A 17,028-nucleotide genomic window follows, 5' to 3' on the forward strand; every position below is an offset into this window, starting at 1 on the left:
TTACGCTGCCATCACCTCCACCAGCACATCCGTTGCCCAGCTTTCTTCGCTGTTAAGCACCTTGCCATCCTGACAGGCCAGCGCCATATTGCCTAACTGAAAGGAAACGTCATCGCTGAAGTCAAAGTAATACCATTTTGATGCAAAGTTGATACGCCAGTAGCCCATCCCCTGATCAAAACGAATCTTTAATACCTGACCATTCTCAAAGGTCACCGTCAGTTTACGATGGTGGGGAATGTCGCGCAGCGAATCGAATACTCTTAGCGCTACCGCCCTGCCCATTGCCGCGGCAAACCACTGGTCGGCGAAATCCTGAAAATCCGCGTCGCTCATCCAGTCATGGAAAGGCCGGTTACCGGCGCGATCTTTAGGTTTGAATAATGTATCAATCGCCACCTTAGCTTCCTCAGTCAGTAACGGCTTCAGCGGTTTCAATAACGCCGCCAGCAGCACCAGCGCAACCGGGTTTTGCAGATAGCGATCGGTATAGTGAACGCCGATGATCCGCTGATTTTTCATCAGCGACTGCGCCTCTTCATGGTCGTTAAACAGCACGTCCCAGAAGCGTTGTCCGAACAACGAAAGCGGGCCGTTCAGCTCTTTATGGATCGCAATATCTTTGACGCGTTCAACCGCGCTCGTGGCTTTCCCCGGCAGAACAAACTCGTTCAGTTTTACCGTTTTATAGCCGAGGCTGCGAACAACCAGTTCGTCATTCAGATGCCAGCCCGGTCCCGGGATCGTTGCCTGCTGGCTGCGTGAAGCCAGCGTCATGACCCGATCGGCAAAGGCGATTTGTGCCACAATCGGCAGGTCCGGAGCCTGTTCGCTATGACACAACCGTACACCCAGAGCAGTAAACTGCGAAAGCTCGTGCATCAGTTCAGGGTCATCGACGCCTGCCGGGATGACGAGATCAACCGCAACGTTATCTTTTACCCGGTAGTTCTGAATAGCCGCCCGGAATTGGCGGGCATAGAGATCCCACTCATTGAGCGGCCCGTTCATCCACAGCGTGAGTTTTTCAGCTCCTTCGTTAATCGCCCGGCGAAGGGTGTCGCTAATGGCTCCCGGGCAGTAGCGGGCATCCGGCAGCGAGAATGTCTCCGTATCCGGCAAACCAACATAGTAGACGAAGTCATCCCCAAGCCAGGCCAGTGCCGCTTTTCGGTCCAGTAAATCGTGATCGTGGCGAGTCTGGGAGTCGAGCAGGCATTCACTGCAGGAGGTATCACAATGATGACACCCTAGCTGTTTGACCATTCCCTGCAGAATAGACTCAATATGCAATGGCGCACTGGAGGCAAAACCAGCCCCACCACTGATCACATCATACAGCTGAACGGCTAATACCGATTGCCCGTCCTCCAACCGGACCGGACGCACAGCGTAGCCCAGCTCTGCGGCAGAGATACCCAGAACACCCGCCAGCGCCTGACGCAGCGCAACTGCAAGGGTCATGGCGACAACCCGCCCCTCTTCAGTGTTATCCGGCAGATATTCACCGTTTTGCGGCTTGCGTAGTACCATTTCAAAGACATCCGTTCGCGCCAAAGCCCCCAGCGTGACGTTCTTCATAAGCGCCGTCGAACCGGGACAAATTAGACGTTGATTCTGGCTATCGCGATCCGATTTTCCCGGGCGCGGTGGGTAGTGTGCTTCCATACTCTTCGGTGCGTCGTTAGCATTCAACATCGACTCTGCACGACCACAGCTCAGACATAACGCGTAACCATGCCCACCTTCTCCCAGGCTTTGCTGGAAGACATGCCCGTCAGCACCAGAGGTCATATATCCCATTATTGGGTTAGGCAACGGCATTGGTTCGGCTTTAACAAATACCCATGCAGGGACCACCGGGATGAATTTCATGGTTTCAATATTGTTGGTCACCGGTGCATGCGCATCGGTCACAAATCCGGCAGGCTGCAGCACCTGACGGCGATTTTCAGTGATAATTTTTTCACCACACGCGCTGTTGGTGCAATAGAGCGTCCCGGAGTTGCTCATCCCCTCTTTATAGCCAATCGTACCGCATTTGTGGCAGCGCCAGGCGCAATCCAGACGCTGGGCCTCATTGGTATCAGCGTTAATATTGTGCCAGTGCAGCGAGACACCGGCGGAGCGGAAGACCCGACCATCAAGAATGATCTCTGCGCCTGGCGCATATTCCCGGATGGCGACTCCCAGGTTTCGGGAGGGCAGCCCTTTGTAGCGTGACACGTTATCTTCGCGATCTTTTTTATCCCGGCTTTTCCGCGATTTTTCACGGATATAGTCCTCCATAGTGAAGTTATCAAACGTCACCACATCCGTCGGGAAGCCATAACCAGGCAGGAAGGTTCTGGCTGCCAGATCGCGCAACAAATACTCGCCACAGTGCCGTTTTTTCTCCAGTTCGATACGCTTGCGATAAGGCGTTTGCGGCTGTGATTCGCGCTCTTGAGCCACAAGATCGCGATAGACGGAAAGCCATCGCTGTTGCAGGAAAGTAATCGCGTTAATGGTTTTATCCCGCAGCAGGTCGGGTCTGGCTCCATGCAGCGCCGTACCTTTCACCAGCCGTTCCAGCGCCGCGTCGATATCAAGAACCGGGCGCTCCAGCCAGACTTTAAAGCGCTCACATTTTGACTGCCCGTCGTCCTCACCAAAAAACCAGAGACTGTCGAGGCTGGTTTTTTCTTTCTCCGTTTCACCAATAACGTTGCATAAGAAGTCGGACAGTAATAAGGCATTGACGTGGCGTTGTACCAGCCGGGCAGAATTCATCGCCACCATCGGGGCCGGGATCATGGTTTCAAACGGCCACAGCGGATTGGCAAAAACCTGCTGGTCATGCGGGTTCCCTTTACATAGCGTATAAGAGATCGCTCGCGATTCCTTACTACGCCCGGCCCGCCCTGCACGCTGTAAATAGTTGGCCGGATGCGGCGGTACGTTGTTCATCACCACGGCAGTAATACCGCCAATATCAACCCCCATTTCCATGGTGGTAGAACAGTTGAGAACATTCAGTTGCCCATTCTTGAACATCTTTTCGTAGCTTTGCAGACGTTCCGATGATTGCTGGGCTGAGTGCTCAGCCGTGCGGTAATAGAAGCCTCCTTCCACAACACGATCGTTGATATCCGTCCAGACGTTTTCCGAACGTAATTGCGCGATCAGCGGCTCCTTGCTGACCCAGTCACGTACTTTCGCCAGACCTGCCGCGTAGTCTTCTTGCGAACGGTCCAGCTTCCAGATTTCCGGCATGGTGACCTTTTGCGCGATAAACGTGTCGAACTGCACCTGGCTAAGATGTTCAAACGAAATATGGGTTGGCAGATAAGGGGTTAAGCCTTTAAAGGTGGTATCCAGAATTTTATTGGTTACCGGGCAAATCCAGCCATCCGTGATTAAAGAAAAAGTCAGGTGCTCTTTTGGCAGATAGAAACGGTTACCATCAGGCTTCAGTACGGCAAGTGGCCCGGTAAGTTGATTCCATGCTTCTTTCAGCCACGCGTTGATAATATCAATCGTCGCCGTATTTGCTGTTTTGAAACCCGCTCCCAGCATCAACAACTTCACTAAACGATGGGATAAGTTGCCATTACGGATTTGCGGCCAGCGTTTGTTCTGATTATCTTCAGGATCTTTCGTTTCCGGGTTACGGACGAATTTCGATGAAAAACGACTACCAATCCAGTTTTTCAATTCATCGTCCAGTTGCGTGAAGTTGCTTTCACGAACGTATAAATCCAGCGTAACCTTAAGAAAATCCTGCCAGTCGCCCTCCGTCAGCCCTTTTTCATGCCAGTGCACCGGGAGTTTAATTATTTTCTCCAGCCCCTGATAACCAACCTGGACTAGCCCTTGCGTTTCCAGACTGTTAGTTCGTTTAGGGCGACGCATGAACTCCCGGAAAAGCAACATTTCTGAAAGCTTCAGCGGGCCTCCGTTTTCATTGAAAATCTCAGGCTTCAGATAGTGGTTATATTGTAGAATCGGACCGCGAATATCAGCCTTCTCTTTAAGTTCATTAACCATTTCCGTCCAGGTCCGGGACAGCAGAACAGTTGCTGCTTTGCCACCGGTCGCAACCTGAATAGCCTGTTCAAGCTGTTCAGCTTGCGCTTCTGCCAGTTTTGCTTGTTCCGGCATTCCCCAGCTTCTATATTCTTCTGCCTCATTTCGGGCCTGTTTTGCCCTCGCGGATAACTTTTCAAGATCGGCACTGGCATTCGGTGTGACAGTAGTCTGCGTTCGTTGATGCCAGCTCAGGATTTCCACCACGCTGCCGCGTAAACGACTGCGCTCAGCTTCCTGCTGCATGCGCACCGCCATTCGGGCCGTTCCTTGCCGGCTATCGGTAAAGGTAATCAGTCGACGGCCTCGACCTGGTAGCGAATCAGGTCCGACGCCCTCTTTTCCTTCTTCACTAATAAAGTCCTGACAATACTCCAGAACGGTGGGCACAATGTTGGTGACATAAAATGGCCCCCCCAATAAAGCGCGACGGAAGGGTTGTTTCCCGCTCGTCCCTCTGTAGCCACAGCCACTGGCGCTGCAAACTTGCTCAATATCATTAATAACTAACGGGATACTGTCATTACTACCCACGCCAATACGACGCGTCTGGCGATCCAGCCTTTGGATGGTATACCCCATCTCACTGGTCTTTTCTGCGGCAATAATAAGCGGGGGCTGGAAAGTACTCTCTTTCTCGACTTTATCTTCTACGCCGTCATATTCAACATGCGTATCATCCTGCAACGAGAACTCATCGCCGCCTTTATTTTCCCATTGGACCAGTTTGCCCTTTTTGTCCCGCGCCAAAAGATGTGGCTCGTTACATTCATTACAGAATGCCAGTTCGTAGATCGGGCTTCCGCAGTCACAATTTTGCCGTTGATTCACATACACATAGCCAAAGGGCCAGCCCTTTTCCAGCGGAGTGCCGTGCTTTTTTCTGCACTCTTTATCAACGCAAGCCCACACACCCTGGGTGTTGCGCTGGAAGATATGCGCTCTTACCTTCAGAAATGCCGGATCTTTAGTATTAGGTTGAGTGCCGGAGCAAACATCGATCCAGCGCAGCACATCCTGCTGGCTATAATGTTGCCTGGTCAGCGTATTCAACCGCTGCGTCATCGTATCCAGCTTCATTGGATCCGGCTGAGTGACTAACATCTCACGCAAGTAATGCGCTTCAGGTGAATGTGTAAGTGCCTCAAAGCGCTCTGGGCTTACGCCCTTCATGTCTGTATCAGGGATTTGCTCAATTTCTTCTAACGGAATATAAACGTGTTTGCACGGTTCTAGTTTCGGAATCACCCGGGTTCCGTCCAGTACGTCAATACGCTCCTGCGGTATACCGGATAATTCAGAGAGGAATTTTTTCAGCTGTTTTTCGGCATCGCCTCCGGCAATAGTTGCAGATGTTGCCACGAAACGCACATCATCGGGCGTCACGCCAAATGCCGTCATCACGCGACGTAACTGTAGCGCCAGTTCAGCGGCCTGCGAACCGACATAGGTATGCGCTTCATCCAGTACTATCCAACGTAGTGACTTTTGTGCTTTGGATTGCTGAATAATCGGGGCGTCGACTTGGCGTACCATCATATATTCCAGCATTGTGCCGTTGGTCACCAGAATCGGAGCAGGTTCTTCACGCATCTTTTCACGCGAGAGCACTTCATTCGGCCTTTTTATCTGCTCACTTTTTACCGCAGCGTGGAGATTTTCAGTATTACCGTTATAGAGGCAGTATCGGATCCCGGTGCCAAAACCTCGTGTCCATGCATCCAGGCGCTCACGCTGTGAATTAATCAGCGCGTTAAGTGGATAGAGGAAAAGGGCTCTGACACCAACCAGCGGATTGTTGCCATTTTCATGCAGTTCCCGGTAGAGATCTTCCAGCACCGGCACCATAAAACATTCCGTTTTGCCTGAACCCGTACCACTTGTCACCACCACGGAATGTTTCTCTTCCAGTAAAGCCTTCCAACTGGCCAGTTGGTGAGTGAAAGGTTTCCAGTCAGCACCAAAACGGTAGCGACCATTGTTCTGAGCATCAAGCGAATCAACAACGGCTTTACTTAGTAATGCCTTGCCTTCAGTCAGGCTGCGCATCGTGTTATTTGACTCTTTCCAGCCAAACATTTGCTGGAATACCGGTGCAGCAAGAAATGAGCCAGACTCCCCACAATCGGCGCCCATTTGCTGCGCGAGGTGTTCACGCAACTGCGGGTTTGTGACCCCCATGATACTCAGCGTTGCTTCTGTAGAACGAGACAACGATTGTTCAATAAGTGACGAAAAATAGCGTGTAGTCATTCTTATCCCTTTTTTATTTTTCGGTAACATTACACAATAAGCAGTACTGGAAAATGGCGTTAAACCATCGTGAGTCGAAATCTCTAACCTGCCTCAAAAAAAATACGGCACCGGGCTTATTTTCAAAAACACTGCCAAATGTTGTTTTTCCGCTTGCAACAGCAGCAGCAAATACGGGGAGCAAGGTAACGGAATATCGGTAACTGGCATCAGGTGAAATATCGATAACCGGATTTTGTTGCGACATATACCAACGGAAAAGGCCCGGACCACCAAATTCTGGCCAGCGAGATTCACCATGTTCGCGTAGAAGTTCCTGATACCACCCTTGGATAATACCTTTCATCACAAACTCCGGAAAAACCGGTGGTAATTTCCCTTGACTCAACCATAATTTCACCTCACTGGCATAAGTCGGGAACACTGTGCCCAGCTGCTGATACATTCTGTCCAGCAACTTTATCTGCATTTCCCCAGGCGCACCTTTATGAGTCAAAAAAGTACGAAAATGTGTGGCGGCACGTTTAACTTCTGTAATAGGTAAAAACTCCCAGAAAACAGGAAACTCGCTTTCAATACGGCTGAGATAATCAATGGACATTTCAAATTTGAATAGCGACATCGCCAACGCTTGCGGATGCTGAACAAGCGCCCGCCATACTTCAAAGGTAGCCAAAGGTAAATATCCAAACTGATCGTATAAATTGCGTAAAAACTGCCAGCCTGAATGTGCAGGGTCGTTCGCCATTTGTTCCAGAACTAACGTAATTGTATTTACATCCGACCGGGGATTAAAAAGCTGCGTTGCTTTTTGCAAGGACTGTATTGTTGTCGTGTCGCTTTGAATCACCGACTCGCCAGCAATGTAGCATGGCCGAAATGAAGCTTCTTCACCTTGTTTTGGCAACACCAGCCATGGGCCATTATTTTGTATTGTCGAACTTAATTCGAATTCCCCAACCGGTACACCTTCGCTCATTCTTGACATCAGCGGTATGGGTTTTCTCTCCGGTTCGCTGAGTAACATAATTACGGGCGAAGGGATCTGTCCTGTACGATTACTTATTGAGTTTGCGAAAAGAATCTGCCTTTCCCGATCATAGTCCAGACTATATTTGTAACGTCGAATCTGCCAGGTAAAAGAACTACCACCTCCTTCTATACGCATATCAACTATTTGATCAATTCCCTCTTCCAGTGAGAGTAAATTATCAATATGTTCCCTTAAGCTGTATAACGTAAGCTCTACCGGACTTTCTCCCGCACTATAGTGCCACTCATACCAAGCCTGCATTCCACTACGGGAATGTAAACGTAGTTCAAGCTGGTATCGCGTAGGCTCTCCATTTTTTCCGAAAAGGTATGCTCTGGCTCCCAGAAGATCGTTAATCGTTAAATTTTTAGGTAGAGGCTTCTCGTCTTTATCGAACGCAAGACAGCCTCGTGCAGGAAATGGTAACCAAATAACAATTGGGTCCGCAGTGAGGTTTGGCGTTATTTGTAATGAAATCGATGCAGGAGGTATCCCCTCCGCCTTCATCATTATTTCTGTACTACCAGGCAACCGCTCCCGTCCAACTTCAAGTGTTTTTTCCTTCAAACGATACAAACAAGGATGCTGAGTAGTAATAATGACCGAACCTTCGTTTGCCTGTTCTCCGTTTTTTATTTCCAGGCTAAAATCATTGGGGAGAATACCTATTTTCTTACGCAGTAAAGTTTCATTACTTTCGTTACGCACCGAAATAAACTGTGCTCCCATTCTCTCTTGCACATCGCAATCATCTATAAACGTACCGTTGAAAAAGCGTTTATAATGATGCTTTGAGAGATTCTCAGGATTTTTGGTAATTCCGGGAATACCAAGGAAGACTTCATCCGGGTAGCTTGTCCAATTCAATCGCTTTCCCTGGAAAGAAAATCCAGTCTGGATAATCTGCTCTCTTCCTGTCTTTATCCGGTACGTTTCGTCGCCTTCAATAATGATATCCTGCCGACCTTTGATAGTCAGAGTTCGGCAGCCCAAAGCCGAAAAGCTAGAGTCACAATCCTCATGTTCCGAAGCCAGACAGCCATCCTTTGGTAGTACGATAAGCACATGACTGCCACGCACGCTGCAAGAGGCTTGTCCCTGTAACAGCCATTCACTTTTATCAGAAACAAAAACCAATGGAACATCGCCAACGGCAACTTCACTACCTTCTAAAAGATTGGAGCCGACAAACATTCCCCCAGCTCTCGCCACAATAAACAAACTTACTGCGGGATTTCTTCGGCAAAATTTAATCTCGCGCTTACGAACTCTTATTTTTGCCTGGGAGTTACTTAACGTGGCGTAAGCAGGTCCCAGACTTGCGATTTCGTTACCATCTTCATAGATAGCAAGCTCGAAGCGCGTTGTTGAAGGCTCACTATCAATTGAAAAGCTCAGCTCCTCAGGCAGAGAAATAATAGCCTGGACGGCTTCAGGGTTATTTTCTGACCATAAAAACTGAAAGAGAGTGGTTTTATTCTTTTGAATGCGGGGTTTTGATTCAGTAGAAGCTGTTCGTAAAAGTCCATTAAGGAAACTAGTACCCGTATCATCCTCTAGAGGAACAGGGAAACTGTCCCGCCACTTTGGATGAACACGCTCAAGTTCTTTTACGGGTTCGGTATGATTACTCAAATCATAAATTTGAACAAGAGATACTAACTGTTCAGCCATTCGACTAATAAGTTCAACTGAAGTATCCTCTTTGAAAACGACTGGCAGGGATGATTTTTCTACCGCTGCATGAACCAACGCGTACGTGGAAATGTTAGAGGATTTAGCCTGATCGTATTGGTTTAAAATGAGAGAAAACATTGACTGAAAACGGCTATCAGATTCCTTCAGCAACCTGAAAGGTAAACCGCCTTCACTGAATAAGGACCCTAAAAAATTCCGCCTTTCAGTATCATAGAACCGCACTGGGCGTCCCCAGTACCCATCCAGACCTTTAGGGATTATATTCCCCATTTCAGAAGAAGGTAGCAATATACCAAGAGTTTTATAAATAGGTTCCCACGTCCATCCACAATCTCGCTCGTAATCCCTTCTGTACCACTCAGAGCAGAACAAAGTGAAGCAGGCTGCATACCCTTTATCACTTTTGTAACCATCGGGTAGCCCTATAGCTCGCAACAGGCGTTTCAATTCATCATATTCATCACACGTTGCGTGATATTCATATAACGGGCGATGATCTGGTTGCTTCAATCCTCTACGAGCGAGGAATTTATCTAGCCACGGGGTACATTTTAGGATCGACGTGTATTCTGACTGATTCAAAGCATGCTCCTTGCAAATTGACTGCGTAAACAGACTGATCCGACAGGAATAATTCATAAAAATAGCTAGCAAAACAGATAATAATATTACCCCTCACAAAGATGATCATCTATTAGCATTTTAAAACGCGAAGTTAGTCACAATAAAAATAGACCTGTAAATTTAATACACTTCAGAATCAATAAATTAAACATACTTAATTAGTGTAATTAATTCAACAGGATGAAGCACCTATGATTTGTTGCTTTGTCAGAGGGATATATAAGCTGAGTATATGATTCGGAAAAAATGACACAAAAAAAGCCACCCTTAGGTAGCTTAATCTTGCATTATTGGTGCCGAAGGCCGGACTCGAACCGGCACGTATTTCTACGGTTGATTTTGAATCAACTGCGTCTACCGATTTCGCCACTCCGGCACGGAAGGGATGCGGAAAACGTTGTGGATTATACCTGTCATGCGCCACCATGCAAGCGCCAGCGTGTGTCTGGCTCGCTAAGTGTTGAAAATTTCAGCATTACCTTTCTTAGCTGTAACCCTCATCACAGTTTGCCCTCTCCTTAATCCCCCCTTCTGCGAAGCGTCCCGTTTCCCCATGCTCTACACTTCCAGTTCAACACCATACTGAGGGAAACACGATGTCGATGATAAAAAGCTACGCTGCAAAAGCGGCGGGCAGCGAACTCGAACTCTATGAATATGATGCGGGCGAGCTTAAGCCGGAAGATGTCGAAGTCCAGGTCGATTACTGCGGTATCTGCCATTCCGATTTGTCGATGATCGACAACGAATGGGGGTTCTCTCAGTATCCGCTGGTTGCCGGGCATGAGGTGATTGGTCGCGTGGCGGCGCTCGGCAGCGCGGCGCAGGATAAAGGTCTGAAAGTTGGTCAGCGCGTCGGCGTTGGCTGGACGGCACGCAGCTGCGGGCACTGCGACGCCTGTATCAGCGGTAATCAGATCAACTGCCTTGAAGGGTCTGTTCCCACAATTCTTAATCGCGGTGGCTTTGCCGAGAAGCTGCGGGCCGACTGGCAGTGGGTGATCCCGTTGCCGGAGAGTATCGATCTGGCGGCCGCTGGCCCATTACTGTGCGGCGGCATCACGGTGTTCAAACCGCTGCTGATGCACCATATCACCGCCACCAGCCGCGTCGGGGTGATCGGCATCGGCGGTCTGGGGCATATCGCTATTAAGCTGTTACATGCGATGGGTTGCGAAGTGACCGCGTTCAGCTCCAATCCGGCGAAAGAGCAGGAAGTGCTGGCAATGGGGGCGGATAAAGTCGTCAATAGCCGCGATCCGGATGCGCTACAAGCGCTGGCGGGCCAGTTCGATCTCATTATTAACACGGTTAACGTCGATCTCGACTGGCAGCCCTATTTTGAAGCACTGGCCTACGGCGGTAACTTCCATACCGTCGGTGCGGTGCTGAAGCCGCTGCCGGTTCCGGCGTTCACCTTAATAGCCGGCGATCGCAGCATCTCCGGTTCGGCGACCGGTACGCCGTTCGAACTGCGCAAGCTGATGAAGTTTGCCGGGCGCAGCAAGGTGTCGCCCACCACCGAACTGTACCCGATGTCGCAAATTAACGAAGCAATCCAGCACGTGCGTGACGGTAAGGCCCGCTACCGCGTAGTGCTTAAAGCAGACTTCTGATCGTCTTTGCCGGGTGGCGTAAGCTTCCCGGCTATTCTCCCCGCTATTCCAGACAGGTTAAATTCTCCTCACAATCTCCGTAATTTAGCGGTGAAGAGTGCGTCACGGTTGCCTATACTCCAGGCAGGATAAATGGAGGAAATCTCAATGAGCGCACCCCTGCTAATTGCCCGCACGCCGGACACCGAACTGTTTTTACTGCCAGGTATGGCCAACCGTCACGGGCTGATTACCGGCGCGACCGGGACCGGTAAAACCGTCACGCTACAGAAGCTGGCCGAATCGCTGTCCGAGATTGGCGTGCCGGTATTTATGGCCGATGTGAAAGGTGACTTAACCGGCGTGGCCGAGGAAGGACAAGCCTCTGAAAAGCTGCTCGCCCGCCTGAAAAATATCGGCATTACCGACTGGCAACCGCATGCTAATCCGGTCACCGTGTGGGATATCTTCGGCGAAAAAGGTCACCCCGTGCGGGCCACGGTATCAGACCTCGGTCCGTTGCTGCTGGCCCGTCTGCTGAACCTCAACGACGTGCAGTCCGGCGTGCTGGATATAATCTTCCGCATTGCCGATGACCAGGGTCTGTTGCTGCTCGATTTCAAAGACCTGCGGGCCATCACCCAGTACATTGGCGATAACGCTAAATCCTTCCAGAATCAGTACGGCAATATCAGTAGCGCCTCGGTCGGGGCGATCCAGCGTGGGCTACTGTCGCTGGAGCAGCAGGGAGCGGCACACTTCTTTGGCGAACCGATGCTGGACATCAAAGACTGGATGCGTACCGATGCCAACGGCAAAGGGATGATTAATATCCTCAGCGCCGAGAAGCTCTATCAGATGCCCAAACTGTACGCCGCCAGCCTGCTGTGGATGCTCTCCGAGCTGTACGAACAGCTGCCGGAAGCGGGCGATCTGGAGAAACCAAAACTGGTGTTCTTCTTCGATGAAGCGCACCTGCTGTTCAACGATGCTCCGCAGGTGCTGCTGGATAAAATCGAACAGGTGATCCGCCTGATCCGCTCGAAAGGGGTCGGCGTGTGGTTCGTCTCGCAAAACCCGTCGGATATTCCGGACAACGTGCTTGGTCAGTTGGGAAACCGTGTGCAGCACGCCCTGCGCGCGTTCACCCCGAAAGATCAGAAAGCGGTGAAAAGCGCGGCGCAAACCATGCGCGCCAACCCGGCATTTGATACCGAAAAAGCCATTCAGGAGCTGGGAACCGGTGAGGCGCTGGTGTCGTTTCTGGACGCCAAAGGCAGCCCGTCGGTGGTTGAACGAGCAATGGTGATTGCGCCATGCTCACGGATGGGACCGGTGACGGACGACGAGCGTAACGGGCTGATTAATCACTCTTCTCTGTACGGTAAATATGAAGAAGAGATCGACCGCGAGTCCGCCTATGAACGTTTGCAGCAAGGTGTGCAGGCCAGTACCGAGCAGCAAAATACGCCTCCCGCCAGCGGTAAAGCTGTCGATGTGGACAGCGGTATTCTCGGCGGGTTGAAGGATATTCTGTTTGGCAGCACCGGACCGCGCGGCGGTAAGCGCGATGGCGTAGTGCAGAGCGTGGCGAAAAGCGCGGCGCGACAGGTTACCAATCAGATAATCCGCGGCATGTTGGGGAGTTTGATGGGCGGGAGAAAACGCTAGCCCCGTGTTACGTTGCCGGATGGCGGCGTAAACGCCTACTCCGGCCTACGGGTCCGGAGTAGGCCTGAAAAGCGCAACGCCATCAGGCCTACGATTACTGTGATTACGACTTACGCAGCATCAGCCACAGGCTTATCAGGAAGAAGCTGGCGCTTGGCAGCAGCGCACCGATAATCGGCGGAATGCCGTACACCAGCGTCAGCGGGCCAAAGATTTGGTCCAGCACATAGAACACAAAGCCAAAGCTAATCCCTGTCACCACGCGCACGCCCATCGGGACGCTACGCAGCGGACCAAAGATAAACGACAGCGCCATCAGCATCATGACCGCTACAGACAGCGGCTGGAAGACTTTGCTCCACATATTGAGCTGGTAGCGTCCGGCATCCTGGCCGCTCGACTTCAGGTACTTCACGTAGTTATGCAGACCGCTAATCGACAGCGCATCAGGATCCAACGCCACAACGCCGAGCTTGTCGGGCGTCAGGTTGGTTTTCCAGGTGCCGCTCACCGTTTGCGAGCCGGTGATTTGCTTCGGATCGGTCAGGTTGGATTCATCTACCTGCGACAAACGCCAGACCTTCTGCTCCGGGTCAAACGTCGCGCTCGCAGCGTAGCGTACAGACTGCAGACGGCGCTTGTCGTTAAACGAGTAGATGCTAATCCCGCCTAACTCTGCGTCGCCTTTCACCCGCTCGATGTAGACAAAGCTGTCACCGTCTTTCGCCCACAAACCCTGCTGGGTAGAGAGCAGCGAGCCGCCGTACATCTGCTGCGCACGGTAGTTACGTGCCATCTGTTCGCCTTGTGGCGCAACCCATTCGCCGATAGCCATCGTCAGCAGCACCAGCGGAATCGCGGTTTTCATCACCGACAACGCCACCTGCATACGGGTAAAGCCGGAAGCCTGCATCACCACTAGTTCACTGCGCTGGGCCAGCATGCCCAGCCCCAGCAATGCCCCCAGCAGTGCCGCCATCGGGAAGAAGATCTGGATATCTTTCGGCGCACTGAGCAGGGTATACAGCCCGGCGCCCATCGCATCGTAGCTCCCCTGCCCGGCTTTTTTCAGCTGGTCAACGAACTTGATGATCCCGGAGAGCGACACCAGCATGAACAGCGTCATCATGATGGTGGTGAAAATGGTTTTACCGATATAGCGGTCAAGTACACCAAAAGGCTGCATTATACCGCTCCTTTACGCATAAAACGGGCACGCAAGCGGCGCATCGGCACCGTATCCCAGAGGTTAAGCACAATCGCCAGCGCCAGATACGCCAGGTTAACCGTCCACATCCAGAACACCGGATCCAGCTTACCTTTACCGCCGTTCGACTTCAGCGACGTCTGAACCAGGAAGAACAGCAAATAGAGCAGCATTGCTGGCAGCATCGACAGCACGCGCCCCTGACGCGGGTTCACCACGCTCAGCGGTACGACCATCAGCGCCATCATAAATACGGTGAATACTAACGTGATACGCCAGGTCAGCTCCGCGCGGGCACGATCGGTGTCGGTCGTCCACAGCGTACGCATGTTCATCTGGTCGGTATCGTTTGGATCCAGTGCCACGGCCTGATGACCGATAATCGCCTGATAATCCTGGAAGTCGGTAATGCGGAAATCGCGCAGCAGCGCGGTACCTTCGAAGCGCGTCCCCTGGTTCAGCGTCACGACCTGAGAGCCATCACGCATCTGGGTAAGATGTCCGGAATCGGCTACGACGACCGAAGGACGAGCGTTGCCTTTCGGGCGGATTTGCGCGAGGAACACGTCTTTGAAGTTGCTGCCGTCAACGCTTTCGATAAACAGCACCGAACTGCCGTTGGTCGCCTGCTGGAATTGCCCCTGAGCAAGCGCCGCCATACCGGGGTTCGCTTTCGCCTCCGCCAGGACTTCGTCCTGATGTCTGGAGGACCACGGCCCGGCCCACATCACGTTGACCGCCGCAATAATACTGGTAAACAGCGCCAGCACCATCGCCGCTTTCACGAGCACTGCCTTGCTCAGCCCGCAGGCGTGCATGACCGTAATTTCGCTTTCGGTATACAGTTTGCCCAGCGTCATCAACAGCCCGAGGAACAGGCTTAAGGGCAAGATAAGTTGCGCCATTTCTGGCACGCCCAGCCCCAGCAGCGAGAGCACCAGATTTGCCGGGATATCACCGTCAACCGCCGCACCAAGGATCCTGACCAACTTTTGACAAAAGAAGATCAAAAGCAGGATGAATAGGATCGCAAGTTGGCTTTTGAGCGTTTCCCGAACCAGATATCTTATGATTATCACTTTAAATACGCCCGTAAAAACCCGTCTTTTGCCGGAATTTAGCTTGTTTCATGGCTTAAACGTCATTTATTCTCTTGAGTCGTCGAAATCGTCGCTAAGATCATTATACTCAACGGATCCACCTCTCAGAAATTGTTCTGACGTGCCAATGCCGTAATAACGTTAAGATTAACACGAAGTCACCGCAACAGCGGGTATGAGTTACGAAAGCTTGCAATTCTATCCGTAGCCACCGCCGTTGTCTTTAAGATTCAGGAGCGTAGTGCATGGAGTTCAGTGTAAAAAGCGGTAGCCCGGAGAAACAGCGGAGTGCGTGCATCGTCGTGGGTGTCTTTGAACCACGCCGCCTCTCTCCGATTGCAGAGCAGCTCGACAAGATCAGCGACGGGTACATCAGCGCACTGCTGCGTCGCGGCGAACTGGAAGGCAAACCGGGTCAAACCCTGTTGCTGCACCATGTTCCTAACGTTCTGTCTGAGCGAATTCTCCTTATTGGTTGTGGCAAAGAGCGCGAACTTGATGAGCGCCAGTACAAGCAGGTCATTCAGAAAACCATCAATACCCTGAATGATACAGGCTCAATGGAAGCCGTCTGCTTTCTGACTGAGCTGCACGTCAAAGGGCGCAATAACTACTGGAAAGTGCGTCAGGCCGTTGAGACGGCACAGGAAACGCTGTACAGCTTTGATCAACTGAAGACCAACAAAAGCGAGCCACGTCGCCCGCTGCGTAAAATGGTCTTCAATGTGCCGACCCGCCGCGAGCTGACCAGCGGTGAGCGTGCGATCCAACACGGTCTGGCGATCGCCGCCGGCATTAAAGCGGCAAAAGATCTTGGCAACATGCCGCCGAACATCTGTAACGCCGCCTACCTGGCCTCTCAGGCGCGCCAGCTGGCAGACAGCTACAGCAAAAATGTTGTGACCCGAGTGATCGGCGAGCAACAAATGAAAGAGCTGGGCATGCACTCTTATCTGGCCGTCGGTCACGGCTCGCAGAACGAGTCGCTGATGTCGGTCATCGAGTACAAAGGCAATCCATCCGAAGACGCGCGTCCGATTGTGCTGGTCGGTAAAGGGTTAACCTTTGACTCCGGCGGTATCTCCATCAAACCAGCCGAAGGCATGGATGAGATGAAATACGACATGTGCGGCGCGGCAGCGGTATACGGCGTGATGCGCATGGTGGCCGAGCTTCAGCTCCCCATCAACGTTGTCGGCGTGCTGGCGGGCTGTGAAAACATGCCGGGTGGCCGCGCGTATCGCCCAGGCGACGTGCTGACCACGATGTCTGGACAGACCGTTGAAGTGCTCAATACGGATGCCGAAGGCCGTCTGGTGCTGTGCGACGTGTTAACCTACGTCGAGCGCTTTGAGCCAGAAGCGGTGATTGACGTCGCGACCCTGACCGGCGCGTGTGTGATTGCGCTGGGCCATCACATCACCGGCCTGATGTCGAACCACAACCCGCTGGCGCATGAGCTGATCGGTGCGTCCGAGCAGGCTGGTGACCGCGCGTGGCGTTTGCCGCTGGGTGATGAATACCAGGAGCAGTTAGAGTCCAACTTTGCGGATATGGCGAACATCGGCGGACGTCCTGGCGGTGCCATTACCGCGGGCTGCTTCTTGTCACGCTTTACCCGTAAGTACAACTGGGCGCACCTGGATATCGCCGGTACCGCATGGCGTTCAGGGAAAGCCAAAGGCGCAACCGGTCGTCCGGTCGCGTTGCTGTCGCAGTTCCTGCTCAATCGTGCCGGTTTTAACGGCGAAGAGTGATGTAAAACGCCGGGTGCGCCTT

The 17,028-nt window shown here is 51.9% G+C and carries 8 protein-coding genes and 1 tRNA gene; 3 read left to right on the plus strand and 6 right to left on the minus strand.

Annotation, left to right across the window (positions count from 1 at the left end; genetic code table 11):
• The 3 genes from BZK40_RS08005 to BZK40_RS08015 all read right to left on the minus strand — a co-directional run bounded on the left by BZK40_RS08005 (window position 1) and on the right by BZK40_RS08015 (window position 10,052).
• Window positions 1-6,321: a DEAD/DEAH box helicase gene (locus tag BZK40_RS08005; protein WP_048236219.1), complete on the minus strand. Its 6,321-nt coding sequence runs from the start codon at window positions 6,319-6,321 to the stop codon at window positions 1-3.
• 13 nt (window positions 6,322-6,334) lie between these two features.
• Window positions 6,335-9,634 (minus strand): STY4851/ECs_5259 family protein, encoded by a 3,300-nt coding sequence (locus BZK40_RS08010; protein ID WP_048236220.1) that lies wholly within the window; start codon window positions 9,632-9,634, stop codon window positions 6,335-6,337.
• Between the two features lie 333 nt (window positions 9,635-9,967).
• Window positions 9,968-10,052 (minus strand) — tRNA-Leu (locus BZK40_RS08015).
• Window positions 10,053-10,272: 220 nt separating this feature from the next.
• On the opposite strand from BZK40_RS08015, the gene ahr reads away from it, so the two are divergent.
• Together ahr and BZK40_RS08025 are read left to right on the plus strand one after the other, a co-directional pair.
• On the plus strand, window positions 10,273-11,292 hold the full coding sequence (gene ahr / locus BZK40_RS08020; protein ID WP_060682818.1) for an NADPH-dependent aldehyde reductase Ahr: 1,020 nt from the start codon (window positions 10,273-10,275) through the stop codon (window positions 11,290-11,292).
• Between the two features lie 147 nt (window positions 11,293-11,439).
• Complete coding sequence (locus BZK40_RS08025; protein WP_079934499.1) at window positions 11,440-12,942, plus strand: helicase HerA-like C-terminal domain-containing protein; 1,503 nt, start codon at window positions 11,440-11,442, stop codon at window positions 12,940-12,942.
• Between the two features lie 103 nt (window positions 12,943-13,045).
• Here the strand turns inward: BZK40_RS08025 and lptG are convergent, their stop codons facing one another.
• The 3 genes from lptG to BZK40_RS24690 form a co-directional block, all read right to left on the minus strand.
• Window positions 13,046-14,128 carry an LPS export ABC transporter permease LptG gene (gene lptG / locus BZK40_RS08030; protein ID WP_008786067.1) on the minus strand — a complete coding sequence of 361 codons (1,083 nt, stop codon included), beginning with the start codon at window positions 14,126-14,128 and terminating at the stop codon, window positions 13,046-13,048.
• Window positions 14,128-15,228: an LPS export ABC transporter permease LptF gene (gene lptF / locus BZK40_RS08035; protein ID WP_032942200.1), complete on the minus strand. Its 1,101-nt coding sequence runs from the start codon at window positions 15,226-15,228 to the stop codon at window positions 14,128-14,130. Before lptF ends, lptG begins: the two co-directional genes overlap by 1 nt.
• A gap of 62 nt (window positions 15,229-15,290) precedes the next feature.
• A complete protein-coding gene (locus BZK40_RS24690; RefSeq protein WP_212723231.1) occupies window positions 15,291-15,341 on the minus strand; it encodes a hypothetical protein in 51 nt (16 codons plus the stop codon).
• 153 nt (window positions 15,342-15,494) lie between these two features.
• On the opposite strand from BZK40_RS24690, the gene pepA reads away from it, so the two are divergent.
• Window positions 15,495-17,006, plus strand: coding sequence for a leucyl aminopeptidase (pepA, locus tag BZK40_RS08045; protein WP_003025870.1), 1,512 nt, complete (start codon window positions 15,495-15,497; stop codon window positions 17,004-17,006).
• The last annotated feature ends 22 nt before the right edge of the window (window positions 17,007-17,028 follow it).

Origin of the sequence: Citrobacter portucalensis (assembly GCF_002042885.1) — a bacterium.
Classification (GTDB): Bacteria; Pseudomonadota; Gammaproteobacteria; order Enterobacterales; family Enterobacteriaceae; genus Citrobacter; species Citrobacter portucalensis.

Coding starts and splice junctions, on each gene's coding strand:
- BZK40_RS08005 (WP_048236219.1), bottom strand. CDS start 6,321: ATGACTACACGCTATTTTTCGTCACTTATTGAACAATCGTTGTCTCGT.
- ahr (WP_060682818.1), top strand. CDS start 10,273: ATGTCGATGATAAAAAGCTACGCTGCAAAAGCGGCGGGCAGCGAACTC.
- BZK40_RS08025 (WP_079934499.1), top strand. CDS start 11,440: ATGAGCGCACCCCTGCTAATTGCCCGCACGCCGGACACCGAACTGTTT.
- lptG (WP_008786067.1), bottom strand. CDS start 14,128: ATGCAGCCTTTTGGTGTACTTGACCGCTATATCGGTAAAACCATTTTC.
- pepA (WP_003025870.1), top strand. CDS start 15,495: ATGGAGTTCAGTGTAAAAAGCGGTAGCCCGGAGAAACAGCGGAGTGCG.